At 62.7% G+C, this 24,199-nt stretch carries 21 protein-coding genes and 1 pseudogene; 11 read left to right on the plus strand and 11 right to left on the minus strand.

What is annotated here, in order from left to right:
- Window positions 1-49: 49 nt before the first annotated feature.
- Window positions 50-2,119 (plus strand): ASKHA domain-containing protein, encoded by a 2,070-nt coding sequence (locus AC0L2P_RS10255; protein ID WP_473501108.1) that lies wholly within the window; start codon window positions 50-52, stop codon window positions 2,117-2,119.
- A gap of 27 nt (window positions 2,120-2,146) precedes the next feature.
- Here AC0L2P_RS10255 and AC0L2P_RS10260 read toward each other — a convergent pair.
- Together AC0L2P_RS10260 and AC0L2P_RS10265 are read right to left on the minus strand one after the other, a co-directional pair.
- Window positions 2,147-2,701: pseudogene (locus AC0L2P_RS10260) on the minus strand (class I SAM-dependent methyltransferase); the annotation flags it as partial.
- Window positions 2,692-2,979, minus strand: a complete 288-nt coding sequence (locus AC0L2P_RS10265) for a methyltransferase domain-containing protein (RefSeq protein ID WP_473501109.1) — start codon at window positions 2,977-2,979, stop codon at window positions 2,692-2,694. The gene AC0L2P_RS10265 and the pseudogene AC0L2P_RS10260, both read right to left, overlap by 10 nt.
- Before the next feature lie 278 nt (window positions 2,980-3,257).
- Between AC0L2P_RS10265 and AC0L2P_RS10270 the strand changes: the two genes are divergently transcribed.
- Together AC0L2P_RS10270 and AC0L2P_RS10275 are read left to right on the plus strand one after the other, a co-directional pair.
- On the plus strand, window positions 3,258-3,443 hold the full coding sequence (locus AC0L2P_RS10270; RefSeq protein ID WP_473501110.1) for a hypothetical protein: 186 nt from the start codon (window positions 3,258-3,260) through the stop codon (window positions 3,441-3,443).
- A gap of 271 nt (window positions 3,444-3,714) precedes the next feature.
- Window positions 3,715-4,698, plus strand: coding sequence for an alpha/beta hydrolase (locus tag AC0L2P_RS10275; RefSeq protein WP_473501111.1), 984 nt, complete (start codon window positions 3,715-3,717; stop codon window positions 4,696-4,698).
- Between the two features lie 6 nt (window positions 4,699-4,704).
- Here the strand turns inward: AC0L2P_RS10275 and AC0L2P_RS10280 are convergent, their stop codons facing one another.
- Entirely contained in the window at window positions 4,705-5,604 is a 900-nt protein-coding gene (locus AC0L2P_RS10280; protein ID WP_473501112.1) for a LysR substrate-binding domain-containing protein, read from the minus strand.
- A gap of 230 nt (window positions 5,605-5,834) precedes the next feature.
- Between AC0L2P_RS10280 and AC0L2P_RS10285 the strand changes: the two genes are divergently transcribed.
- The 3 genes from AC0L2P_RS10285 to AC0L2P_RS10295 all read left to right on the plus strand — a co-directional run bounded on the left by AC0L2P_RS10285 (window position 5,835) and on the right by AC0L2P_RS10295 (window position 7,778).
- Window positions 5,835-6,020, plus strand: coding sequence for a hypothetical protein (locus AC0L2P_RS10285; RefSeq protein WP_473501113.1), 186 nt, complete (start codon window positions 5,835-5,837; stop codon window positions 6,018-6,020).
- A 335-nt stretch (window positions 6,021-6,355) separates the two neighbouring features.
- Window positions 6,356-6,490: a hypothetical protein gene (locus tag AC0L2P_RS10290; RefSeq protein WP_013894968.1), complete on the plus strand. Its 135-nt coding sequence runs from the start codon at window positions 6,356-6,358 to the stop codon at window positions 6,488-6,490.
- A gap of 349 nt (window positions 6,491-6,839) precedes the next feature.
- Entirely contained in the window at window positions 6,840-7,778 is a 939-nt protein-coding gene (locus tag AC0L2P_RS10295) for a GlxA family transcriptional regulator (RefSeq protein WP_473501183.1), read from the plus strand.
- A gap of 25 nt (window positions 7,779-7,803) precedes the next feature.
- Here the strand turns inward: AC0L2P_RS10295 and AC0L2P_RS10300 are convergent, their stop codons facing one another.
- The 7 genes from AC0L2P_RS10300 to AC0L2P_RS10330 form a co-directional block, all read right to left on the minus strand.
- The gene (locus tag AC0L2P_RS10300; RefSeq protein ID WP_473501114.1) at window positions 7,804-8,592 is read right to left on the minus strand and encodes an ABC transporter ATP-binding protein; all 789 of its coding nucleotides are present in this window, start codon (window positions 8,590-8,592) and stop codon (window positions 7,804-7,806) included.
- Window positions 8,589-9,365 (minus strand): ABC transporter permease, encoded by a 777-nt coding sequence (locus tag AC0L2P_RS10305; RefSeq protein WP_023676527.1) that lies wholly within the window; start codon window positions 9,363-9,365, stop codon window positions 8,589-8,591. Before AC0L2P_RS10305 ends, AC0L2P_RS10300 begins: the two co-directional genes overlap by 4 nt.
- Window positions 9,366-9,436: 71 nt before the next feature.
- Entirely contained in the window at window positions 9,437-10,387 is a 951-nt protein-coding gene (locus tag AC0L2P_RS10310) for an ABC transporter substrate-binding protein (protein ID WP_473501115.1), read from the minus strand.
- A 111-nt stretch (window positions 10,388-10,498) separates the two neighbouring features.
- A complete protein-coding gene (locus AC0L2P_RS10315) occupies window positions 10,499-11,347 on the minus strand; it encodes a DUF1194 domain-containing protein (RefSeq protein WP_473501184.1) in 849 nt (282 codons plus the stop codon).
- A 96-nt stretch (window positions 11,348-11,443) separates the two neighbouring features.
- Window positions 11,444-14,005 carry a GcvT family protein gene (locus AC0L2P_RS10320; protein WP_473501116.1) on the minus strand — a complete coding sequence of 854 codons (2,562 nt, stop codon included), beginning with the start codon at window positions 14,003-14,005 and terminating at the stop codon, window positions 11,444-11,446.
- 262 nt (window positions 14,006-14,267) lie between these two features.
- Window positions 14,268-14,531 carry a hypothetical protein gene (locus AC0L2P_RS10325; protein WP_473501117.1) on the minus strand — a complete coding sequence of 88 codons (264 nt, stop codon included), beginning with the start codon at window positions 14,529-14,531 and terminating at the stop codon, window positions 14,268-14,270.
- A gap of 156 nt (window positions 14,532-14,687) precedes the next feature.
- The gene (locus AC0L2P_RS10330; protein WP_473501118.1) at window positions 14,688-17,180 is read right to left on the minus strand and encodes a mechanosensitive ion channel family protein; all 2,493 of its coding nucleotides are present in this window, start codon (window positions 17,178-17,180) and stop codon (window positions 14,688-14,690) included.
- 244 nt (window positions 17,181-17,424) lie between these two features.
- Between AC0L2P_RS10330 and AC0L2P_RS10335 the strand changes: the two genes are divergently transcribed.
- The 4 genes from AC0L2P_RS10335 (at window position 17,425) to AC0L2P_RS10350 (ending at window position 22,621) form a co-directional block, all read left to right on the plus strand.
- Complete coding sequence (locus AC0L2P_RS10335; RefSeq protein ID WP_473501119.1) at window positions 17,425-18,684, plus strand: sarcosine oxidase subunit beta; 1,260 nt, start codon at window positions 17,425-17,427, stop codon at window positions 18,682-18,684.
- A gap of 67 nt (window positions 18,685-18,751) precedes the next feature.
- Window positions 18,752-19,048, plus strand: coding sequence for a sarcosine oxidase subunit delta (locus AC0L2P_RS10340; protein WP_473501120.1), 297 nt, complete (start codon window positions 18,752-18,754; stop codon window positions 19,046-19,048).
- A complete protein-coding gene (locus AC0L2P_RS10345) occupies window positions 19,045-22,041 on the plus strand; it encodes a sarcosine oxidase subunit alpha (RefSeq protein WP_473501121.1) in 2,997 nt (998 codons plus the stop codon). Before AC0L2P_RS10340 ends, AC0L2P_RS10345 begins: the two co-directional genes overlap by 4 nt.
- A complete protein-coding gene (locus tag AC0L2P_RS10350) occupies window positions 22,034-22,621 on the plus strand; it encodes a sarcosine oxidase subunit gamma (RefSeq protein WP_473501122.1) in 588 nt (195 codons plus the stop codon). The genes AC0L2P_RS10345 and AC0L2P_RS10350 overlap by 8 nt, the downstream gene beginning before the upstream one ends.
- 16 nt (window positions 22,622-22,637) lie before the next feature.
- On the opposite strand, the gene AC0L2P_RS10355 is transcribed toward AC0L2P_RS10350, so the two are convergent.
- Entirely contained in the window at window positions 22,638-23,336 is a 699-nt protein-coding gene (locus AC0L2P_RS10355) for a nitroreductase (RefSeq protein ID WP_473501123.1), read from the minus strand.
- A gap of 269 nt (window positions 23,337-23,605) precedes the next feature.
- Here AC0L2P_RS10355 and AC0L2P_RS10360 point away from each other — a divergent pair, with 269 nt between their 5' ends.
- Complete coding sequence (locus AC0L2P_RS10360) at window positions 23,606-24,199, plus strand: helix-turn-helix domain-containing protein (RefSeq protein WP_473501124.1); 594 nt, start codon at window positions 23,606-23,608, stop codon at window positions 24,197-24,199.

Consider the following 24,199-nt stretch of genomic DNA (forward strand, 5'->3'; position numbering starts at 1 on the left):
GCTGCCGTGGCCAAGTCCCGAGCAGCGTAGAAAGTAAAGTCTGGAACGTATGAACTCTCCCGTCAACATCACCGATCCGCTCGTGCTGTTCATGCCGTCGGGCAAGCGCGGGCGGTTTCCGGTCGGCACGCCGGTGCTGGATGCCGCGCGCCAGCTCGGTGTCTATGTCGAGAGCGTGTGCGGCGGGCGTGCCACTTGCGGGCGTTGCCAGGTCGAGGTGCAGGAAGGGAATTTCGCCAAGCACAAGATCGTTTCCTCCAACGATCACCTCTCGCCCAAGGGCGCCAAGGAAGAGCGCTACGAGCGCGTGCGCGGCCTGCCCGAGCGGCGCCGCCTGTCCTGCTCGGCACAGATCCTCGGCGATCTCGTCGTCGACGTGCCGCAGGACACCGTCATCAACGCGCAGACCATCCGCAAGGATGCCGACACCAGGGTCATTGCCCGCGATGCGGCAATCCGCATGTGCTATGTCGAGATCGAAGAACCCGACATGCACAAGCCGCTCGGCGACCTCGACCGCCTGAAGATCGCGCTGATGAAGGACTGGGGCCTCAAGAGCCTCGATTTCGATTTCCATCTGTTGCCGCAGGTGCAAGGCATTTTGCGCAAAGGCAACTGGACCGCGACCGCCGCCATCCACAAGGACACCGATAGCGAGACCGCACGGGTCATCGCTTTGTGGCCCGGCCTCAAGAACGAGGCGTACGGGCTTGCCTGCGATATCGGCTCGACCACGATCGCCATGCATCTGGTGTCGTTGCTGTCGGGCCGCGTTGCCGCCTCGTCGGGCACATCCAATCCACAGATCCGCTTCGGCGAGGATCTGATGAGCCGTGTTTCGTACGTGATGATGAACCCGGATGGGCGCGAAGGCATGACGGTCGCCGTACGCGAGGCCATTTCGGGTCTTGTCGACAAGGTCTGCGCCGAAGGCAATGTTCAGCGCAACGACATCCTGGATTCCGTCTTCGTCGGCAATCCGATCATGCATCACCTGTTCCTCGGCATCGATCCGACCGAGCTCGGCGGCGCCCCCTTCGCGCTTGCCGTCTCTGGCGCCGTGCACATCAAGGCATCGGATATCGGCCTGAAGCTCAACCAGGGCGCCAGGCTTTATATGCTGCCTTGCATTGCCGGCCATGTCGGCGCCGACGCGGCCGCCGTGACGCTGTCGGAAGGCCCGCACCGCCAGGACGAGATGATGCTGATCGTCGATGTCGGCACCAATGCCGAGATCGTGCTCGGCAATCGCCAGCGGGTCGTGGCGGCCTCGTCGCCAACCGGCCCAGCCTTCGAGGGTGCGGAAATCTCCGGTGGCCAGCGCGCCGCACCGGGTGCCATCGAGCGCGTCCGTATCGATCCCGAAACACTGGAGCCTAAATACCGCGTCATCGGTTCGGAACTCTGGTCCGACGAGCCGGGCTTCCTCGACAGCGTGCAGGCGACCGGCGTCACCGGCATTTGCGGCTCCGGCATCATCGAGGTGGTCGCCGAGATGTACCTCGCCGGCATTATCTCCGAGGACGGCGTCGTCGATGGATCGCTGAGCGGCCGCTCGCCTCGCGTCATCGCCAACGGCCGCACCTTCTCCTATGTGCTGAAGGAAGGCGAGCCGAAGATCACCATCACCCAGACTGATGTGCGCGCTATCCAGCTTGCCAAAGCCGCCCTTTATGCCGGCACCAAGCTTTTGATGGAAAAGCAGCACACCGATTATGTCGACCGCATCCACTTCGCCGGCGCATTCGGCTCGTTCATCGACCCGAAATACGCAATGGTGCTGGGCCTGATCCCGGATTGCGACCTCGACAAGGTCTCGGCCGTTGGCAATGCGGCCGGCGCCGGCGCCCGCATGGCGCTGTTGAACCGTGGCTATCGCCGCGAGATCGAGGAAACCGTTAGTAAGATCGAGAAGATCGAGACGGCGCTGGAGCCGAAATTCCAGGAACATTTCGTTTATGCCATGGCGCTCCCGAACAAGATCGACCCGTTCCCAAAGCTCTCGGCGGCGGTGAAACTGCCGCCGCGCAAGACGGTGAGCGAAGACGGCATTGCCGGCGACGCTGCCCCGCGGCGGCGTTCGCGGGAAGGCCACGCCGCGCGGCGCGGCCGGGGGTGAAGAAACGCCGGACGGCTTGAGACCCAATCAGATGCGCGACCACGCACCGGTTTCCGCCCGCCCGATGACCACGCTTCCGAGTGAAACGACCTCGTCGAGCATTCTTGCCGACAGGGTTTTGGTATCGATCTCGTCTTTGGTGACGATTCCGAGACGCTCCATGTCTGGTAGCAGCGTCCGCACAAGATCAGCGACAAGATCGAGCTTGTCTGCATCCGCCAGGCCCGCACCGACAACGGATTCAAGTCGCATCGATGGTGGACGAATACCGGCTTTCACAAATGCGGCCTGCAATTTCGGACCCATGCCGGTTTCGGCACCGAGACGGCGAATGGTTTCGGCGCACAGCGCACAGCAGCGGTCGTAGAGCGGCGCAGGTGGCACCGAGCGCGCGCCAGCCCAATCCAACTCGTGGAAGACGATGATGCCGCCAGGAAGCAAATGGGTCTTCAGTTGGGCCAATGCGGCTGCAGGATCAGCCATGAACTGCAGGACGTAGCGGCCGACAATTGCGTCGACGGGCTGCGCCGGATGCATCTGCGTCAGATCACCCATATCGAACGTCACATTGTTCAATCCGAGCGCGGCGACCGACGCCGGGCAACGTCGAGCGCCGTGGCGGAAGTATCCATTCCGACAACCTTTCCCGTCGGGCCGACCAAATCGGCAAGCAGGATGGCGACATCACCAGCGCCCGAACCGACGTCGAGCACGCGCATTCCGGGAGCAATTCCAGCCTCCATGAAAAACCGTCGCGTGATCGGATCTATGAGGCGCGCCTGGGCACTGAGGCGCTGCAGTTCCAACTCGGAATGACCTAGTGCATACGGCACTTCACTGATTGCGTCGGCGCTGCCCATCACAACCTCTCGTCTATGGGATCAAGACACTAACAACGCCGGGCGCTGTAAACCAGCGGATCGGTCACATGTTCTTGCCACCGCGACAGTCATCCAGGTGTCGACAACGGCATTCCGCTCGGATTTCATTTGTATGCAAATGTTTCCAAATCGCGCCTATCTGGAAACGAAACTGCGCCTTCGTGAAATCTCGCAGATACAGGGACGGAGCATTTAGCTGGCATCGAACGGCAGCGAGAAGCAATTTCCGTTGCCGCAACACTCCAGGGGAGATCAAGATGTCGATGTTTGGAACGCTCGGCCGCTATGGCGCGGCCATCAAGCATGCACACAGCAGAAGCAAGTCGATCCGCGCACTCAACAGCCTGCCGTCCGAAATCCAGAAGGATATCGGCTGGCCCGTGTCGCAGCGCGATGATCCGCAGGCCAAGCTGGCGGCCCTGCTGCTGGGTTCGGCGCGCTGATGACCTTCGCCGACAAATGCAAGCTGCTCGGCACACGCCAGGGTCGGTATGTGGCCTTGACCCTATCCGACAATCGGCTGCACGCCACGTTGCTGCCGCGAGCTGAGCGGCCCGGGTGGGCCAGCGACTTCATGGACCGGACGGTTTGTCGCCGGCTGGGATCAAACCAACGTGTTGAGATTGCATAAATCTTGACTTTTTTGGTGGCGACACAATCTTCGAAATGGTCGGGGGTTCTCTTAGTCGGCTCAGCCGAAGTCCGTGTATCTGCATGCCCAGTCTCAAAAGCCACGTCGTGTCGTTCATCCTCAGGTACAGCCGCAAGAAGGCGTTTTCCAGCCCCGAGAACCTGCAGCGCTGGATCGCCTACGCGCGCAAGACGGAAAACCATCAGCCGCCCGCGCCGCTGAGGGCGCGCCTGGAGATCACAACCCGCACGATCAACGGCTTTCCCGTCTACGAGATCGCGCCCAAGGCTGGTGAGCGCAGACGGATTCTGTACCTGCACGGCGGCGCTTACGTCTTTGAAATTACGCCCTACCATTGGCGGCTGATCGCCGACATGGCCGACCGCCTCGGGTTCGGTATCACCGTGCCGATCTATCCCATTGCTCCCGAAGACGATTTTCACGCCATGTTCGGTATGGTCGGCGCCGTCTACCGCCAGATGTTCGGCGAAACCAGGGCGGATGACATCATCTTCATGGGCGATTCCGCCGGCGGAAACATGGCCGTCGTGCTGACCATGATGGCTGCGCAAGACGGCCTGCCCTTGCCATCACGCCACGTGCTGATTTCGCCCGGCCTCGACGTGTCGCTCGCCAATCCAGAAATGTATGAGGCTGAACGCAACGATCCGTGGCTGGGCATTGCCGGCGGGCGCGAGGCGATCCGGCTTTACAGCGCCGGCATAGATCCCACCGACTGGCGCATCAGCCCGGTTTACGGCGACTTATCGGTTCTGCCCAAAACGCTGCTGCTGACCGGTTCACGCGACCTGCTCACCCCCGACAATCTGGTTTTCGCGGAAAAGGCACGCGCCGCCGGCGTCGAAATTGAGGTCGTCCATGAGCAGGGCATGTTCCATGTGTGGCCGTTGATCGACATGCCGGAGGCGCGGCGCGCGCGTGACAGTATAGTGGCCTTCTTGACCAACGAATCCGACAGTTATCATGCCAAGGCAGGAGAGTTGTCGCTGCAGAGGACAGACCGCGACGGAACCCCTCGCGATCTGGTTGCGCCGCTCAGGTCATAGTTTGGGTCAGAACTTCCCAGTTTCCCTGAACATCTCGAACGTCGCGCGGATATGGTCGGCGACTGCCTTTACCGGCGCGCTGGCGTCCGGCGTCACCACCATGGCGAGGTTATAGGTGCCGATATCAGGCATGCCGTCCTTCGGGCACAGCTCGACCATGTCGCTGCCGAGGAACGATTTCGGCAGCGGGGCGACCGCAAGATCGGCCATGATCGCGGCGCGCTGGCCGGCCGTGTGCGCGCTCATATAGGCGATACGGTAGTTGCGGCCCTCGCGGCCAAGCGCCTCCAATGCCCCTGCCCGCCAGGCACAGCCCTCTTCCCACAATGAGACCGGCAGGGGCTCGCGCAGATGCGCGCAACCGCCCTTGGCACCGGCCCAGACGATCGGCTCGGTGAGTAGCACTTCAGCACCGATCGCGCTGGTCTTGTAGGAGTTGGTGAGCAGCGTGATATCGAGTGCCCGATCATCCATGCGCCGGCGCAAATTGACGCTCTGGTCGATTGTGACGTCGACCGCGATCGATGGATGCGATTGTGCGAACCGCTTCAGCACATGCGGCAGCACACGTTCGCCGTAATCGTCCGGCGAGCCGAGTCGCACCACCCCGACAATGTCTGGAATGATGAACTTCGACACCACCTCGCGATTGATCGACAGCAGCCGGCGCGCATAGCCGAGCAGCATCTCGCCATCGGTGGTCAGCGTCACCGAACGGGCGTCGCGCACGAACACCGAGCGGCCGAGGATGTCCTCCAGCTTCTTGATCTGCATGGAAACGGCCGACGGCGTGCGGAAGACCGCATTGGCCGCAGTGGTGAAGCTGCCGGTCTCGGCGATTGCGACGAAAGTGCGCAGAACGTCGAGATCGAGCAGCGGCAGCGGATGATTGAGTGGGGCGTTCATGGGAGGCGACCTTCAATTTTTCTGATGCAAACCATCATTCCATTTCGTTTGATTGAACATCAGTTTGGGAGGATAGTCAACTCCATCGAAGGCAGGACGCGTCGAAGTGGTCCCGAAACAACCATGACACGGACCTGCAATCGACACGAAATGAAGCTGAAACAAACCGGGTGTATCGCCTGACGCTGCAAGCGCCGGGATAATCCCGGCCCAACGCGAAGGAGAATGAGATGTCTATCCTGTCATCCATCGGTCGGATCGCGACCGAGTTCAGCGAGGCCCGTGCCCGCTACCAGACTGAACGCGCCATCCACGCGCTGCCGATTGAACTGCAGAAGGACATCGGCTGGCCCGAAGCTGCCGATGCCAAGACCGGCACTCGCCATGGTGTGGGATCTTGGGCTGGAGCAAAGTAAACCGTGTGTATCAACAGCTGAAGGCCTGCCGCGCAGATCAGCCCGGCAGGCCTTTTTGTTTGTATTCAAATGATTTTCCCGTGCCATGTCGCCGTCGCATGCCGCATATGAGCAAGTCGCATAGCACCCCGCGCTTGCAATCAACACATTGTAAATAATCGAAAATCCTGGGCAGAATGCCCAAATTTGTCGCATTCCGTGTCGCTTTTCATATCAAGTGCTTCGCTTTTGCGATTTAGTTTCCCCTGACGTAAGCCTATATCATCATCAACAAACGAGCTGCCCCACTCCATCAAGCGAAGGCGACCCGTCTGAGCAACCGAATGGAGATGATCATGAAGCTTTTTGCCCGCCTCTTTGCCCGCCGCGAAATGAACCTGACGACCGCGCTGGAGCGCCAGCGCCTGGCCAACACCATGCCCGGCCAGACCGGCGCCATGGCTGCCGCGCGCCTCGGCTTTGTCGCCTGAGGCAGCACGTCTTGGCGGAAGCAGGCTAGCGCTGCTTCGACGTCGATCCAGCGCCGCTTCGGCTTTGCCGAGGCGGCGTTTTCGTGTGCCCAGACTGCGTCGGCTCGTTTGGTCGATCCGGCGGCATGTTGTGTCCTTCGCCGCACAGTGATTGCCCATTTGCGACCCATGTCGCAAATAAAGTCTTTCCGTTGCGGTCTAGCCAATTGACAGGAAACGTTTTTCCTGATGTCGCTATGCTGATCGCGACATCCTGTTCGCGCCATTGCAGCGTGAGGATCTACCCGTGAACGTCGTAAAGCACCCCATCCGGCGATCGTTTGTATTCTTTCTGGTCCCCGATTTCACCATGATCGCCTTCGCAACGGCGCTCGATCCGTTGCGTTCGGCCAACCGCATGCTCGGCTATGAAGCCTATCGCTGGCGGCTCGCCAGCATCGACGGTAAGCCGGTGCGCGCCTCGAACGGCGTCGAATGCGCCGTCAACACCTCGCTGGAGGAAGAGCGCAAGAAAATGTCCGGACCGGACCGGCCGAACATGGCCATCGTCTGCAGCGGCATCAATGTCGAGCGCTACCAGAACAAATCGGCCTTTGCCTGGTTGCGCGAGGAGTACAATCGCGGCGTTGCCGTCGGCGGCCTGTGCACCGGCGCGCACATCCTGGCCGCCGCCGGCCTGCTGTCCAACAAACGCTGCGCCATCCATTGGGAGAACCTGCCGGGCTTTTCCGAGGCGTTCCCCAAGGCCAATGTGTTCGCGGACCTCTTCGAGGTCGACCAGAACATCTACACCTGCGCCGGCGGCACCGCCGCGCTCGACATGATGCTGAAGCTGATCGGCGACGATTTCGACGAAAGCCTCGTTAACCGCGTCTGCGAGCAGGTGCTGACCGATCGCGTGCGCAGCCCGACCGACCGCCAGCGCCTGCCGCTGCGCGCCCGCCTTGGCGTGCAGAATTCCAAGGTGCTGACCATTATCGAGCTGATGGAGGCCAATCTTTCCGAGCCGCTCTCGCTGATCGAGATCGCTGACCATGTCGACCTGTCGCGACGGCAGATCGAGCGCCTGTTCCGCACCGAGATGGGGCGCTCCCCTGCCCGTTATTATCTGGAGATCCGCCTCGACCGCGCCCGGCACCTGCTGATCCAGTCGTCGTTACCGGTGGTCGAAGTGGCGGTCGCCTGCGGCTTTGTTTCCGCCTCGCATTTCTCCAAATGCTATCGCGAGTTGTACGCCCGCTCGCCGCAACAAGAACGCGTCGACCGCAAGCAGCTTCTGGCGGCTTGATCCGGCACGGTGAGTAGGAGAAGCATCAATTTAATGCTTCTGCCGTGCGCATCGCCTCGACGCGGATGTCTTCCGTCAGCCGCGCCTTCAGTGCCGAAAACTCCGGGCTGGTCTTCAGCGTGTAATGGCGCGGATGCGGCAGGTCGACGACAACGTCCGACTTGATGCGGCCGGGCCGCGCCGTCATCACCACGACGCGCGACGCCATGAAGATCGCCTCCTCTATGTCGTGGGTGACGAACAGCACCGTCTTTTGCCGGCGCTCCCAGATGCCGAGGAGCAGTTCCTGCATCAGTCCGCGGGTCTGGTTGTCGAGTGCGCCGAACGGCTCGTCGAGCAGCAGGATCTCCGGATCGTTGGCCAGTGCCCGGGCAATCGCCGTGCGTTGTTGCATGCCGCCGGAAAGCTGCTTCGGCCAATGGTTCTCAAAACCTCTCAGACCGACGAGATCGACATAGGATGCGACGATGTCGCTGCGCTCGCGCTCTGCCATTCCGCGCTCGCGCAGGCCGAAGGCAATGTTGTCGGCGACCGTCAGCCACGGGAACAGCGTATACGACTGGAAAACCATGCCACGGTCTGGACCCGGCCGATCCACCACCCTGCCGTCGAGCAGAACACGTCCCCCACTCGGCGCTTCGAGGCCGGCGACGATCCTGAGCAACGTCGACTTTCCACAGCCGGATGGCCCCAGGATGGTGATGAAGTCGTTGGCGGCAACCGCCAGATCGATCGGCATCAGCGCCTGGACCGGCTGCCCGCCGCCGACACCGGCGAATGTGCGCGAGACGCCTTCAATGAGGAGCTTGCTCACGCCAGGCTCCACGGAAACAGCCAGCGGTTGAGCGCCTTGAAGGCGAAATCAGACAGCAGTCCGATCAGGCCGATGACGATGATGCCGAAGATGATCTGCCCCGTCGCCAGCCGCGACTGGCTGTTGATGATCATGTAGCCGATGCCCGACGACGAGCCGATCAGTTCGGCGACGATGACGTAGGTCCAGGCCCAGCCGAGCACCAGCCGCAGCGTCTCTGCAATCTCCGGCGCGTTCGCCGGCATGATCACGCGCCGCACGATGCCGTTGTCGGACGAGCCCAGCGTATAGGCGGCCTCGACCAGGTCGCGCCGTGTGCCGCCGACCTTGACCGCGATGATCAGGATGATCTGGAACACCGAGCCGACGAAGATCACCAGCAGTTTTTCGAGCTCGCCAACGCCCGCCCACAGGATGAGTAGCGGGATGAACGCCGACGCCGGCAGATAGCGGGCGAAGGAGACGAACGGCTCTAGGAACGCTTCCACCGGCTTCCAGGCCCCCATCACGATGCCGAGCGGCACGGCCACGATGGCCGCCATCAGAAACCCGCCGAAGACGCGCCAGATGGTGATAAGGATGTCGAGCCAGAAGCGGTCCTCGACCAGCAGCCGCCAGCCGTCTCTCACCATCGACAGCGGATCGGCAAGGAATATGCGATTGACGTGGCCGCCAAGCGTGATCCATGCCCAGAACGCCACGAACAGCACGAAGAACGAGATGCCGAGCACGGTTCGAATGCCGGGCGAGACCGGATGCAAGGGGCGCGGCATCGTCAACCGTCCTTTGATCTGAATGAAAAGCGGCGGCGCAGGGCACCGCCGCCGGGCGACAATCCTGCCGGTCAGTCGGCGACGGCGCTGGTGTCGGCCAATGTCGAGACGTCGGGCGCTTCCTTGATCAGACCCATCTGCAGCAGAAGCTCGCCGGCAGTCTTGGAAAAGTCCTGGAATTCCTTGGTGAAGAACTGCTTGTTTTCGGCCTTGTCCGCCCATTTCAGATATTTGGCCGACTCTTCGAACTCCTTGGCCGACTGCTTCACGTCGGCGCCCATGGTCTCATAGGATTTCTCCGGATCGCTCTTGATCAGGGCGAGTGCCTCGAAATAGCTGTCGGCAAGCGCCTTGGCCGCATCCGGATTGGCCTTAAGGAACTCCGGCGTGCAGCCGACCGTGTCGAGCACCATCGGATAGTCGAGAGTGGTCACGAGGATATGGCCCTGGTCCGACTTTTCGCGCACTGCCGAGATGAACGGCTCATAGGTGACTGCCGCATCGTTCTGTCCGGCAAGAAACGCCTGCGCCGCCGCATCCGGCTCTAGATTGACGACCTTCACGTCCTTGGTCGACATGCCATTCTTGTTGAGCACCCAGGCCAGCATGAAATAGGGCGACGTGCCCGGCGCCGATGATGCAATCGACTTACCCTTGAGGTCGGCAACGGTCTTGATGTCGTTGCGGGCGACGATGCCGTCGGCGCCGTAGGATTTGTCGAGCTGGAATATCTGCTTGGTCGTCACGCCGTTGGCATTCCAGACCAGCCAGGTCTCGACCGTGGTGGCGGCACATTGCAGGTCTCCGCTGGCGATGGCAAGCGGCCGGCTGGCTTGCGGCACCTTCTTCAAGGTGACGTCGAGGCCATGCTTTTCGAAGATGCCGGCCTGCTTGGCGAGCGTCAGCGGCGCAAAGCCCGTCCATCCGCTGATGCCGATGCTGACCGATGTGGCGGCCATGGCCGGCGCGCACAACCCAGCGACAAGCGTCAAGCCTGTGGCAAGAATTCCGATCCTGTTCATGTCGGTTCCCCTTTTTTGTTCGGATGGGAATTGTGTCACAGACGCCCGCAGGCTTGTCAATGAAGCCGATGCTGCACTGCGGTATGTGGCCGCCGGCAGCAAACTTCGCCATTAGCGGCTGTTGTACATCCAACTGCGGTCGCGCCACATTTTTTCGCCGACCAGGCAGTCGGTGACGGGGCTGTCCTGTGCCAGCACCAGTGGCGGATGCGCCGCCTCTTCCGCCGCTCGCTGCGGCGAGGCCGGCCCGGCAAGCTCCAGCACCAGCTTGCGGCGGACGGCCTCCGGAAACTGCGTCCAGTCATTGACCGGGATCATGAAGGAGCCTGGCCCGCCGATGACGCAGTCGCTGTAGTAACGGTCGAGATTGTTGACATCATAAGCGCTGCTGAACCCGCCCCTGGTCATCAGCGGCAGGCCGTTGACGGTAATGCCCTGCTTGATCACGGCTTCGCGGGTGATATCGACAGGTGCGCCCTGGTTGTTGGGGCCGTCGCCCGAAATGTCGATCACCCGCTTGACACCCTGGAAGCCGCTTTCGGCAAAGAGATCGCTGGCGAATTCCAAGGCGCCGGAGATCGAGGTGCGCCTGGCACTGGCCGGCGGATGAGCGGAAAGCTGCGCTGCCAGCCGCTCGGCGTCGGCGCGATTGGCGATCACCGTCCACGGCACAACGATCTGCTGCCAGGTCGCGCCTGCCCATTCGACATAGGTGACGGCAATCTTGCCATGAGCGCCTTCGCCGATTGCCTGCAGCACATCGTCATGAGTCAGCGCCGCCGCATAGCCGTGACGCTGGATTTCAAGCTCGTCGGGCGACATGGACAAGGATACGTCGACTGCCAGCACCAGTTCGACATCGACCAGCTCGGCAGCGCGAGAGTTTGCAGTCAGCCATAGCACCGAGGCCAGCGCGGCGGCACCCGAGACGAGATGTCTTGCATAGGCAAAACCAGACATGCCGCACGGTAAGCGAAAATAGTCGGCCGACAAAGAGGAAAGCCCGGTGGAGAGCGCGGCTGTTCCAGTCACGTTTTTGCGAGCGCGTCCCGATGCTCAGGTGCGCGGATTGAGGTTCTCCGGATCGTAGAGCGGTCTGTAGCCGATGGCGGCCACTTCGGCCGGGTATTTCTCGCCGAAATATTCGACACTCAGCTTGCGGCCCTCCTGGCAATACGCCCAGGGCAGGTAGGCGAGCGCGATGTTCTTACCGATGCTAGGGCCATAGGCCACCGAGGTCGTGAAGGAGCGGCGGCCGAGCTCATCGACCAGTGTCTCACCGGTTTGCGGGTCCATCACCGGCATCGTGCCGACCGGATAGCGGGGGACGCCGTTGGAATCGGTATTGTCCGTCATGATAAGCGTGCAAAGCATGGCCGGCTGATGCGCCCGGGCGCGATATTCCAGATGCTTTGCCTTGCCGCAGAAATCGGCCTCCTTGACCTTCGGGCGGGCAAGGTCGGCTTCCAGCAGATTGTATTCGGTCAACAGATCCGCGTTTTGCAGGCGCAGGCTCTTCTCCATGCGGCGGCTGTTGGCATAGGTCTCGACGCCAAAGGCCATCACACCGGTCGACCGCAGCGCGTCCCAGACAGCGAGGCCGTCCTCGTAGCGCACGTGCAGTTCCCAGCCTTGCTCGCCGACATAGGAGATGCGGAAGGCGGTCACGTCCTTGCCGGCGATCCTGACGGGCTTGATCGCGGCAAAGGGAAAATTCTCCGGCGTCAGCCCGTCGGGGTTCTCCACGACCTTGCTCAATGTCGCCCGCGCGTTCGGACCCCAGATGCCGACCGTCACATATTTCTCGGTCACATCGGTGACGGTGACGTCGAAGCCTTTGTCTTCTGCCGTCCGGCGCATGTACTGGAAGTCGCGCGGTCCGGCATCGGCGCCATCGATGACACGGCAGCGGTCGGCCATGCGGATGACGGTCAGGTCGGCACGCACCATACCCTCCTGGTCGAGGAAATGGGTATAGATGCCCTTGCCGATATTGCCGTCGCCGCCGATTTTGGCCGCGCAAAGCCATTCCATCAGCGCGACATGACCGGGACCTTCGACGTCGTACATGGCGAAATGCGACAGGTTGACGATGCCGCAATCCTCGCTCATCGCGAGATGCTCGGCGTTCGAGACGCGCCAGAAGTGGCGGCTATCCCATTCGTTTTGGCGCACCGGCACCCGGTTGCCGTATTTCTCGAGCAGATGCTCGTTGGCGGCGTAGCCATGGGCGCGCTCCCAGCCGCCGAGCTCCATGAAATAACCGCCGAGTTCCTTCTCGCGCTCCCAGAAGGGCGAACGGCGGACATTGCGGGCCTTGGAGAAGGGTTCGCGCGGATGGACCGCCGGGTTGTAGACCTTCATCGCAGTTTCGGTGCAGCGGTCCCAGATGAACTGCTCTTTCGTCTGGTGCGGATAAAAACGCGAATAGTCGATGGCGTGGTGGTCGATCGCCGTGCGGCCGTCCGTCATCCAGTCGGCAATGAGCTTGCCCATGCCGGGGCCGTCCTTGACCCAGATGGCAACGGCATACCAGAGCCCCCTGACCTTCTGGCTTTCGCCCATCGAGGGGCCGCCGTCCGCCGTCACCTGCAGCAGGCCGTTGAAGGAGTGGCTTTCATTGTAGCCCAGCTCGCCCAGGATCGGCGTCAGTTCCATGGCGCGCTCGAGCGGCGCCATGATCTGTTCCATGTCGAGATCGCGTTGCGACGGCGAAAGCCGTGCCTCATTTTTCTCGAGAATATCGCGCGGATGGCAAAGACGCGGATTGGTCTCTTCGTAATAACCCCATTCGATCTGCCCGCCTTCGGCGGTCTTGGGATCGCCGGTATCGCGCATGTAAGCCGAGTTGCCCTGGTCGCGCAGCAGCGGCCAGCCGATCTCCTTCCCGGTGCCGGCGAACTCGTTGTACGGCCCGAAAAAGGTGAGCGGATGGTCGATCGGCATGACCGGCAGATCCTCGCCCGCCATTTCCGCAATCAGCCGTCCCCAGATGCCGGTGCAGACCACGACATAGTCGGCTTCGATGGTGCCGCGGTCGGTCACCACGCCCTTGATGCGGCCGTTCTCGATGACGAGCGACCTGGCCGAGGTATTGGCAAACGCCCTGAGTTTGCCGGAGGCTTCCGCCTCGTCGACCAGCTTGCCGGCGACTGTCTGCGAGCGCGGGATGACGAGGCCGGCATCGGGATCCCACAGGCCGCCTTGCACCATCTGTTCTTCGATCAGCGGGAATTTTTCCTTGATCTCGGCGGGATCGATCAGGCGGGCGCGTGTGCCGAAGGCCTTCGCCGAGGCGATCTTGCGCTTGATCTCCGCCATGCGGGCGTCGTCGCCGACGCGGGCGACCTCGAGGCCGCCGATGCGCGCGTAATGGCCCATCTTTTCGTAGAAATCGATGGAATAGAGCGTCGTCCAGCACGACAGGAAATCATGGCTGGTCGTGTAGCAGAAGTCGGAGGCATGCGCCGTCGAGCCGATATCCGTCGGGATGCCCGATTTGTCGATGCCGACGATATCGTCCCATCCGCGCTCGATCAGGTGATGGGCGACCGACGCGCCGACGATACCGCCCAGCCCGACGATGACGACCTTCGCCTTTTCCGGAAACCCTGCCATTGCCCGCGACTCCAAGATGCTATTGCGAGCAGACTATAGGGCGGCGCGGCGGCGCGCTTGCAGCCTGTTTGCGACATCGCCAAAAAAGCCCGCGCCACCAGCCATCAAATGCAGTTAGACTTGCGCCCTCGCCCTGCTCGGCATGAAGGCGCTGCAAGAGCCCGGTCTGCACAGCTTCGAAGAAAAGTGCGCCCCTTGATCGCCGATTACCAGAAGCAAAAGGCCGGGCATTTGCCCGGCCTTGAAGATCATGGCGTCGACATTACTTGATGCGCGCGACGCCGCCCGAGATCTCGATGGTTTCCGAACCGGTCAGCGCCTCGAGGTCGCCATTCGGCAAGGTAACGAAACAGCCGCTCGAGCAGAATTCCACGGTTTCGCCGGCGGCCAGCGCCAGCTCGGTCTTGCCGCCGCCTTCCGTCACGATCAGTGTGCGGGTCTCGGCGTCCTTGTTGACCGCGCTGGCGGCATGGGCCGAACCGCCCACGGCCAGAAAAGCGATGGCGGCGACGAGAAACTTCCACATTTTGCAGTATCGGTGTTGCCACCGCCTCTGTTGCATTTCGCAAGGCATTCTCGCCGTTTGCATGTGAGCTTATATGCAATGCAAGCTGAACGGCAACTGAATGCCGCATTCATGCCGCAATTGGTTTCCGAAGACTTGAAGGCAAGCTCCAAACAGCTAGTCAGGATCGGGCTTCCGCACCTTGCGTCCCGACTTGGCGAGGCGTTTCGCCTCGATCGCCGCTAGTGCTTTCGCTTGTTCCCGCTCGGCGAATTCGACTTCGATCTTGTCGTCGTCGATCGGCCACGCCTCGTGCTTTTTGGTCTCGACGACGGCGCGCGGCGCCGACGGGATTTCGATATGCTGGTCGGCGAACACATCGAAGATGGCAAAGCGGATGTCGTTCTGGACGATATTGCCGTTCAGGACGTCAGCCAGGAAAACGCGAATCTCGAATTCGAGCGCGGCCGGGCCGAAATTGGAAAACAGCACAAAGGGTTCCGGGTTCTTCAGCACCAGCGGATGGCTGCGTGCGATCTCCAACAGGACGCCATGCACGTGCTTGACGTCGCTGCCATAGGCAACGCCGATCTTGATGTCGATGCGGCCGAGCTTGTTGCGGTGCGTCCAGTTGCCGACCGCATTGTTGATCAGGTTTGAATTGGGCAGGATTACCGATTGCCGCTGGAACGTCTCGATCTCGGTGGCGCGCACGCTGATCTTCTTGACCGTGCCACTGATATCGCCGGCGACGATCCAGTCGCCGACCTTGAACGGCCGCTCGGCCAACAGGATCAGGCCCGACACGAAATTCGAGACGACATTCTGCAAGCCGAAACCGATGCCGAGGGACAAGGCGCCGGCGACCAGCGCGAGATTGGAGAGGTCGATACCGGCCGCCGAGATGCCGACCAGTGCCGCGACCGCGACACCGGCATAGCCGACCGCCAGCCGGATCGAATTGCGCACGCCAGTGTCGACCCGGCCGCGCGCCATCACCGAGCCGTCGAGCCAGCCTTGGAACCAGCGCGTCAGGAAATAGCCGATGATGAACACGACGACGCCGGTGAGGATACCGGTGACCGAGATCGTCACCGAACCGATGGTGAGGCCGGTCGCCAGCTTGTAGGCCCAGGCCTGGATGTCGCCGGGCTGGAAGCCCCACATCAACAGGATCAGCGGCAGGAACACCAGGACGATCATGATGTTGATGGCGGCGCTGACGACAAGCCCGAGCTGGTCGAGCGCGGTTTCTTCATAACTCGAATTGGCCGACAGCCAGCGGCCGATCGAGCTATTGGCGAAGCCGCCTTCCTCGCCGATCGCCCGCGCCGACAGGAAGCCGATATAGGCAGTGACCAGGATCGTGCCGGTGACCACGACCTGCACCGACACGAAAATGGCAAGGCCGATATAGCCAAGCAGCGCCGACGCGATGGTGAATAGCCCCAACGCGACGGCGGCGTAGCGCAGCCATGCCGGCCACGGGCGCCACCTCCCGTCGGCAGCCTTGAACGGCTTCAGCAGGCCCATCAGGATCAGGATGACGCCGACGCTGATAGTGGCGACAAAACTTCTGGCAATGGTCAGCGACAACGGCGAGCCCATCTTGTCGTTGACGACCGACAGGAAATAATTGATGCCGATGGCGACGGCCATGGCAGTCGTTAGCCGCACCAGCCAGCGGGCCGGGCCGGTTTCGACCGGGATCAGACGCCAGTTCGGCAGTCGCGGCTCCAGCGCCGCATTGGTCAGCCGGTTGACGCAGAACACCACCGCGATGACGGCTACCAGCGCATTCAGGAAGATCCCGATGTCGCCCCGCAAGACGTTGTAATAATTGAAGAAGAAAATACTCGAGACAAGGAAGGCGCCAACCGCCAGCGTCGGCAGCAATGTCGACCAGAACGCCACAGACAAGCGACTGAGATAGGAGGGATCCTCGACGGAAGGATCGGCTTCGAAGACGCGGCCGAACAGGCGTCGCCCGCCGACGAAAAGCACGGCAGCCAGCGCCAGCGCCGTCAAGGTCGCGGCAAGGATGGCCTGGAACTTGAACTTGAAGGCGAAGCTCAGCCAGGACGACACCGCCTTATAGAAGCTGGCAAATTCGCCATTGGCATCGGAAATGACTTCCGGGCTCAATGCATCCGACAATACGTAGCGCTTGGTGAGCTGATTGCGGAACAGCTCGCTGCGCATATTGCCGATCTTCTCAATCAGTCCGCTGATGCGGATCGACAGATTTTGCGCGCTGGCAATGACGGCATTGATCTCGGCTTTTTCGGAAGCTAGCGCCTGGCGCTCGCCGGTCACGATGTCGGGCTCCGCCGGCTGGCCCTCGGCCGGCGGAGGTCCCAGCGTCTCGATCCGATCGTTGATACCGCCGAGCCGCGAGCGGAACGCCAGCGCGCTGGTGAGCGCCGCCCGCGACAAATCCTCCAGTTGCAGACGGATTCCCACAAGCGTGGCATCGTCTTGGCCGTCCTGCTGTATCTTGTTCTCGAGATCGTCGGTCTTCGCCGTCAGGCCCTGGATGACCTTCTGCTGGTCAGCGATCAGCCCGGCGGCACCTTGTCCGAGCGCCTGCGCTACCGCCTCGAACGACAGCGGCGGCGAGGCAACAAGCGCAAGGATCAAGACCAGGCGAAGAAGCAATCGAAAGAACATGATTTCTTGGCGACTCGCGGCAGCAAAGGCGGTTTTGAAAAACTTCGTCATTGATAAAGACGCTCATATCACGGGGCAAGCCGTCCCAGGCGGCTCGTTTCAGAGGCGGCCCGACTTGCAGTCGCCGATCTGCAATCGGCCCATCTTGAAGTCGGGGAGTCGAAAAGCGATGGCGCAATCTTGGCTTTGCGTTGGCCGCCTGCTCTATAGTCTGCCGCCAAGCCTGAAATGGATGACAATAAGAATGGCGGAATATTCGGCCTTTTCGCTTCTCAAGAACGCGCTCACTGGAAACAAGGACTGGAGGCCGGCCTGGCGCAAGCCCGACCCGAAACCGTCCTACGACGTGATCGTCATCGGCGGCGGCGGCCACGGCCTGTCGACCGCTTACTATCTCGCCAAGGAGCAAGGCATCACCAATGTCGCGGTGCTGGAGAAGGGCTGGCTCGGCTCCGGGAATGTCGGCCGCAACACGACGGCGGTCCGTTCCAACTATCTCCTGCCGGCCAACACGCGCTTTTACGAGCATTCGATGAAGCTGTGGGAGAATCTGTCGCATGACCTCAACTACAACGTCATGTTCTCGCAGCGCGGCTGCCTGAACCTCGCCCACACACCTGCCCAGCTCGACGACTATGCCCGGCGTGGTAACGCCATGCGCCATCTTGGCGTCGACGCCGAACTGATGACCCCCGCCGAGATCGCGCGCCTGGTGCCGGCGCTCGACGTTTCGGCCACCGCGCGTTTCCCGATCGTCGGTGGCCTGATGCAGCGGCGCGCCGGCACGGCCCGCCACGATGCGGTCGCCTGGGGCTATGCGCGCGGCGCAGACCGCCGCGGCGTCGACATCATCGAAAATTGCGAGGTCACCGGCTTCCTGCGCGACGGCGACCGCATCACCGGCGTCACGACGACGCGCGGCGAAATCCGCGCTAAAAAGGTAGCCGTCGCGGTGGCCGGCAGCACCGGGCGGGTCATGCGGCTTGCCGGCATCGACACGATGCCGATCGAGAGTCACGTGCTGCAGGCCTTCGTCACGGAATCGCTAAAGCCCTTCATCGATACGGTCCTGACCTTCGGCATGGGCCATTTCTATATGTCGCAATCTGACAAGGGCGGCCTTGTCTATGGCGGCGATCTCGACGGCTACAACAGCTACGCCCAACGCGGCAGCCTGCCGATCGTCGATGAGGTGATGAGCGAGATGCTGGCGCTGTTCCCGGGGCTCGCCCGTGTCCGCATGCTGCGCTCATGGGGCGGCGTCTGCGACATGTCGATGGATGGCTCGCCGATCATCACCACCGGTCCGCTGCCAGGCATGTATCTCAACTGCGGCTGGTGCTATGGCGGCTTCAAGGCGACGCCGGCTTCCGGCTGGTGCTTTGCCTGGACCATCGCCAAGGACGAGCCGCACGATCTCAACGCGGCCTTCACGCTCGACCGCTTCTACCGTGGCCTGGTGATCGACGACAAGGGCCAGGGCGCCACGCCCCGGCTGCATTAGGCCATGATCCCGAAAATGGAAACCGGTCTTCGGACAAGATCATGGTCAAACGAGAAGTTAAGCATCCATGCTCATCACCTGCCCCTATTGCGGCCCGCGCGACGTCATCGAATTCACCTATCAGGGCGACGGCAACCGCCAGCGCCCACAGCCCGCCTCGCAGAACCTCGACGCCTGGAACGCCTATGTCTACGACCGGCTGAACCCGGCCGGCGACCACAATGAGATATGGCAACATTCGGGCGGCTGCCGCGCCCATCTCAGTGTGGTGCGCAACACGCTGACGCACGAGATCTCCAGTACCGCCTTCGCGCGCGGCGACCACAACTCGGTTGCGCGGCACAGGGTTGAGGACAAGTCATGAGCCCGCGCCGTACCGAGGCCGGCGGCCGCATCGACCGGCTGCGGACCATCCGCTTCACCTTCGACGGCGCGCATTATACTGGCCATGCTGGCGACACGCTGGCTTCGGCGCTGCTGGCCAACGGGGTCACCCTGTTCGGGCGTTCGTTCAAATATCACCGCCCGCGCGGCGTGCTGACCGCCGGCGTCGAGGAGCCGAACGCGCTGGTGACCGTGTTGAGGGGCGAGGTTCGCGAGCCGAACATCCCCGCCACCATGGTCGAGATCTATGACGGACTGACGGCGGTCAGCCAGAACCGCTTCCCCTCGCTTGCCTGGGACGTCAATGCCGTCAACCAGCTCGGCGGCAAGCTTTTGTCGGCCGGCTTCTACTACAAGACCTTCATGGGACCGGTGATCGGTCCGCTGAAGGGCACGCGCTTTTGGATGTTCTGTGAGCATTTCATCCGCCGCGCCGCCGGCCTGGGCAAGGCAGGCACGGCTCCCGATACAGTGCGCTACGAACGCATGAACGCGTTTTGCGATGTGCTGGTGGTCGGCTCCGGCCCGGCTGGACTGATGGCCGCCAGGGCGGCCGCCGATCAGGGTGCACGCGTCATCCTCAGCGAGCTCGAGCCGCATTTCGGCGGCTCCACCAATTGGTCGGGCGAGACGATCGATGGCACGCCGGCCGCCGACTGGGCGGCGCGCGCAACTGGCCAGCTCGAAGGCCGTGACAATGTCCGCCTGCTGCCACGCACCACCGTCTGGGGCTATTATGACGGCAACACGCTTGCCGCGATCGAACGCGTCACCGACCACAAGGAAACGCCGGGCAAGGGCGAACCGCGCCATCGCTATTGGACGATCCGCGCCAAATCGGTGGTGCTGGCCACCGGCTCCCTGGAGCGTCCGCTGGTCTTTCCGGGCAACGATCGGCCAGGCGTAATGGTGGCGCATGCGGCCGAGCGCTATGCCAATCAGTATGGCGTGCTGCCCGGCGACAGGGTCGCGCTGTTCACCAACAATGACAGCGCCTATCGCTCCGCGCTTACCCTGAAGAAGGCCGGTGCCGTCATCGTCGCCATCGTCGACGTGCGCCCAGAGCTTTCGAGCGAAATGCGCAAGCTGGCCGGCGAAGCGGAGGCTGAGATCCTTTCTGGCCACGCGGTAATCGCTACCGAAGGCGGCAAGACGCTTTCCGGCTTCAAGGTGCAGCGCTTCGACATGGTCAACGGCGCGCTTTCCGGCGGTGCGCGCAGCATCCACGCCGATTGCCTGCTGATGTCGGGCGGCTGGTCGCCGACCATCCATCTGGCCAACCAGGCCGGCGCCAGAGCGGAATGGAACGAAGCATTGCAGGCGTTCCTGCCGCCCAAGCCGACGACACGGCAATGGATCGGCGCCGGCGCCTTCACCGGCAGTTTCTCCACCGCCGAGGCGATCGCCGAAGGCCGCGCCGCCGGCCTTTCCGCAGCGGGCGCAACCGCCACGCCGGCGGCCTTGCCTGCGATCGAGGCAGCACCTGGTGATCCCGATCCGGCGCCGGTGTTCGAGATCAAGGCCGAAGGAAAGAGCTTCGTCGACTTCCAGCATGACGTTACGGCGGATGACGTGCGGCTGGCGCATCGCGAAGGCTTCGTCTCGGTCGAGCATCTGAAGCGCTACACCACACTCGGCATGGCAACCGACCAGGGCAAGAGCTCCAACATACCCGGCCTCGCCATCATGGCCGAGGCGCTGGGCAAGCCGATCCCGGAAGTCGGCACGACACGCTTTCGCCCGCCTTTTTCGGCGGTGTCGATCGGCTCGCTTGCCGCCGAACGCTTCGGCGATCTGAAGCCCGAGCGGCTGACGCCGATGCATGACTGGCACGTCGCCAACGGCGCCACCATGTATTCGGCCGGCCTCTGGTATCGACCGATGATCTACGGCCATCCCGGCGAGACGATCGAGCAGGCCTATGTGCGTGAGGCGAGGGCCACGCGCGAGAGCGCCGGCATCGTCGATGTCTCGACACTGGGCAAGATCGCGGTGCAAGGCCCGGACGCTGGGGAATTCCTCGACCGCGTCTACACCAACATGTTTTCGACGCTGGCCGTCGGCAAGGCGCGCTACGGGCTGATGCTGCGCGAGGACGGTCTCGCCTTCGACGACGGCACCACGTGGCGCCTCGGCGAACATGATTTCCTGATGACCACCACCACGGCCAATGCCGGCAAGGTGATGCAGCATCTGGAGTATTTCCTCGACGTGATCTGGCCGGAGCTGAAGGTCCACGTCACCTCGGTGACCGACCAATGGGCCGGTGCCGCCATCGGCGGGCCGAAGGCCAGGCAAATACTGGCCGCTTGCGTCAGCGGCACCGCCGTCGACAATGCCGCCCTGCCCTTCATGGGCATCGTCCACGGCGAGATCGCCGGCGTGCCGGTGATGATCTGCCGGCTGTCCTTCTCCGGCGAAATGGCCTTCGAGGTCTATTCCGGCGCCGGTTACGGCACCCATGTCTGGGAGGCGCTGATCGAAGCCGGCAAGCCGTTCGGGCTGGTGACCTACGGGCTGGAGGCGCTGGGCACCATGCGCATCGAGAAAGGCCACGTCACCGGTGCCGAGATCGACGGCCGTACCACGGCACGCGACCTGCATCTCGACTGGATGCTGTCGAAGAAGAAGCCGTTCATCGGTTCGGCGATGATGGACCGCGAGGGGCTGATCGCACCCGACCGCCTGGAACTCGTCGGTATTGTCTCGCTCGACAACCAGCCGCTCAGTGGCGGCGCGCACATCGTCGAGGAGCTTGATGAAGCCAATCCGCACGGCTCGGTTGGCCACATCACCGCCTGCTGCTATTCGCCGGCGCTCGGCAAATATATCGCACTTGCCCTAGTCAAGGGCGGCAAAGCGCGGCGCGGCTCGCGCGCTTATGTCTCCGATCCGCTGCGCAACCGGTTCGGGCCGGTCGAGATCGTCTCCAACCATTTCTTCGATCCGGACGGGAGCCGCATGCATGGTTGAACGCCAATCACCGCTTGAGCCGGTGCTGCATCCGGGCTCGCACGGCAATTTCGAGCACGGCGTCGAGATCATCCTCTCCGAAACCAGGCCGGGGTCGATCCTGCAGCTCGCCGCCTGGCCCGGCGAGGAGAAGACGTTGATGGCTGGCATCCATACGGTCACCGGCCTGGCTTTGCCCGACGGCGCCGGCGGCGGTGTCACGGACGGCGTCAGATCGGTGTTCGGCTTTGCGCCGGGAAAGTTCACAATAGTCGATGAGGCCGAGGGATTGGCGCCGGCCTTTGCCAATGTCGTCACCCCGGCCATCGGTACGGTGACCGACCTTTCGCACGGCCGCACCGCGATCCGTATCGCCGGGCCAAAGGCCGAGTGGGTCCTGGCAAAATTCTTCGCCATCGACTTCGCGCTGCCGGCCTTCCCGATCGGCGCCGGCCGCTCAACCATGCATCACGACGTCTTCGCCCAGATCCAGCGCACCGGCGCCGATCAGTTCGACATCTATGTGTTCCGCTCGTTTGCCCGCTCGTTCTGGAAGGCGCTCTGCCACGCCAGCGAGGAAGTCGGCTACGAAGTGCAGTAGGCCGAGGCGCGTTGCGTCAGCTGGCGAACGTCACCCACTCTTCCAGCGGCGCGCGGTCGGTGCGGAAGGCGTTTTCGGGCTTGGACGTGTCCTCGTGGCCGAGCGCCATGCCGCAGACGACGATCTCCTCGTCGGGGATGTTGAGCACCGTCCTGATCTGCCGGTGATAGGGCGCGAAGGCAGCTTGCGGACAGGTGTGCAGGCCCCTCCCCCGCGCCGCGACCATGATGTTCTGCAGGAACATGCCGTAGTCGATCCACGACCCCTTGTTCAGCCGCCGGTCGACGGTGAAGATCATGCCGACCGGCGCATCGAAGAAGACGAAGTTGCGGTCGTGCTGGGCACGCATCCTGTCGACCTCGCGCCGGCCGATGCCGAGCACGCCGTAGAGGCCGAAACCGTTGGCCCGCCGTCGCGTCAGATAGGGTTCGAAGAACTGGTCGGGATAGTAGCGGTACTCGTCCCACTCGGCCTTTTCCGCGCGAACGCCCGAGCTGAGGATGGCGTCGGTGATGCGCTGCTTGACCTCGCCCTTGGTCACATAGACTTTCCAGGGTTGCATGTTGGTGCCTGAAGGCGCGCGCGCGGCAACGGCGAGAATATCGCGGATGGTCTCGTCGTCGACCATATCGGGCAAGAAGGCGCGTACCGACCGCCGCGAGGTGATCGCGTCATCGACGATCGCCGCCGCAATCCGGGAGTTCTTTTCCAGCATGGCCGTCCCTTTGCGTATGATCCCGAACCCGATTTTCCGGCAGAATCATGCGCCGACTAGAAGTGATGGAGCATCCTTGCGAGTTTCTACGAACGCTCGACGCCATATCCGCCTCGACCGGACGCCCCACTCGCCGCTCGTGCGCCGAGCCTTTGCCTGAACGGTCAAAATGGCGCAAGTAAATCTTGTAGGTGCGTGAAAATTCTCTTGATTTTTTCATGGACCTGCCATCACATGAAATTTGCAGGGAATTTTTCACCGAGACAGGGATGGCTTTGCCCTCGACCGCCGCCAGATCGGAACAGGAAAACAGCGAGCGGCTGCTGGCCGGCGACATTCGCGCGTTGCGCAAGGCGCGCGGCCTGACGCTTGCCGAAATCGGGCTGAAGCTCGGCCGTTCCGTCGGCTGGGTCAGTCAGGTCGAGCGCGGCCTCTCGATCCCGTCTCTCGGCGATCTCAGGGCCTTCGCCGAATTGTTCGGCGTGCCGGTCAGCCTCTTCTTCAGCCATGACGTGCCTGTCGAGAACGAACGCGGCGTGGTCGTGCGCGCCGGCAACCGGCGCACGCTTGGCACAAGCGATTCCGGCCTGGTGGAGGAGCTTCTGTCGCCGGATCTCGGCGGTAGCTTCGAGATGCTGCGTTCGGTCTTCGCCCCGGGTGCCGAGCTGAAGACCGAGGCGCGCCGGCCGACCGAGGAAGCCGGCTACGTCGCGTCCGGCAGCTTCGACATCGAAATTGCCGGCGTCTGGCACCGGCTTGGCGAAGGCGACTCCTTCCGCTTCGACGGCAAGCCGTTCCGCTGGCGCAATCCTGGAGCGGAACCGGCTGTGGTGATCTGGGTGGTTTCGCCGCCCGTCTATTGA

Source organism: Mesorhizobium sp. WSM4836 (genome assembly GCF_055811815.1).

What these genes read in the sequence shown, in the direction of transcription:
- AC0L2P_RS10270 (WP_473501110.1), top strand. Translation starts at nt 3,258, where the DNA reads ATGTCGATGTTTGGAACGCTCGGCCGCTATGGCGCGGCCATCAAGCAT.
- AC0L2P_RS10355 (WP_473501123.1), bottom strand. Translation starts at nt 23,336, where the DNA reads ATGCTGGAAAAGAACTCCCGGATTGCGGCGGCGATCGTCGATGACGCG.
- AC0L2P_RS10320 (WP_473501116.1), bottom strand. Translation starts at nt 14,005, where the DNA reads ATGGCAGGGTTTCCGGAAAAGGCGAAGGTCGTCATCGTCGGGCTGGGC.
- AC0L2P_RS10330 (WP_473501118.1), bottom strand. Translation starts at nt 17,180, where the DNA reads ATGTTCTTTCGATTGCTTCTTCGCCTGGTCTTGATCCTTGCGCTTGTT.
- AC0L2P_RS10310 (WP_473501115.1), bottom strand. Translation starts at nt 10,387, where the DNA reads ATGAACAGGATCGGAATTCTTGCCACAGGCTTGACGCTTGTCGCTGGG.
- AC0L2P_RS10360 (WP_473501124.1), top strand. Translation starts at nt 23,606, where the DNA reads ATGGCTTTGCCCTCGACCGCCGCCAGATCGGAACAGGAAAACAGCGAG.
- AC0L2P_RS10285 (WP_473501113.1), top strand. Translation starts at nt 5,835, where the DNA reads ATGTCTATCCTGTCATCCATCGGTCGGATCGCGACCGAGTTCAGCGAG.
- AC0L2P_RS10335 (WP_473501119.1), top strand. Translation starts at nt 17,425, where the DNA reads ATGGCGGAATATTCGGCCTTTTCGCTTCTCAAGAACGCGCTCACTGGA.
- AC0L2P_RS10295 (WP_473501183.1), top strand. Translation starts at nt 6,840, where the DNA reads ATGATCGCCTTCGCAACGGCGCTCGATCCGTTGCGTTCGGCCAACCGC.
- AC0L2P_RS10305 (WP_023676527.1), bottom strand. Translation starts at nt 9,365, where the DNA reads ATGCCGCGCCCCTTGCATCCGGTCTCGCCCGGCATTCGAACCGTGCTC.
- AC0L2P_RS10255 (WP_473501108.1), top strand. Translation starts at nt 50, where the DNA reads ATGAACTCTCCCGTCAACATCACCGATCCGCTCGTGCTGTTCATGCCG.
- AC0L2P_RS10340 (WP_473501120.1), top strand. Translation starts at nt 18,752, where the DNA reads ATGCTCATCACCTGCCCCTATTGCGGCCCGCGCGACGTCATCGAATTC.
- AC0L2P_RS10325 (WP_473501117.1), bottom strand. Translation starts at nt 14,531, where the DNA reads ATGTGGAAGTTTCTCGTCGCCGCCATCGCTTTTCTGGCCGTGGGCGGT.
- AC0L2P_RS10265 (WP_473501109.1), bottom strand. Translation starts at nt 2,979, where the DNA reads ATGGGCAGCGCCGACGCAATCAGTGAAGTGCCGTATGCACTAGGTCAT.
- AC0L2P_RS10345 (WP_473501121.1), top strand. Translation starts at nt 19,045, where the DNA reads ATGAGCCCGCGCCGTACCGAGGCCGGCGGCCGCATCGACCGGCTGCGG.
- AC0L2P_RS10350 (WP_473501122.1), top strand. Translation starts at nt 22,034, where the DNA reads ATGGTTGAACGCCAATCACCGCTTGAGCCGGTGCTGCATCCGGGCTCG.
- AC0L2P_RS10275 (WP_473501111.1), top strand. Translation starts at nt 3,715, where the DNA reads ATGCCCAGTCTCAAAAGCCACGTCGTGTCGTTCATCCTCAGGTACAGC.
- AC0L2P_RS10315 (WP_473501184.1), bottom strand. Translation starts at nt 11,347, where the DNA reads ATGTCTGGTTTTGCCTATGCAAGACATCTCGTCTCGGGTGCCGCCGCG.
- AC0L2P_RS10280 (WP_473501112.1), bottom strand. Translation starts at nt 5,604, where the DNA reads ATGAACGCCCCACTCAATCATCCGCTGCCGCTGCTCGATCTCGACGTT.
- AC0L2P_RS10290 (WP_013894968.1), top strand. Translation starts at nt 6,356, where the DNA reads ATGAAGCTTTTTGCCCGCCTCTTTGCCCGCCGCGAAATGAACCTGACG.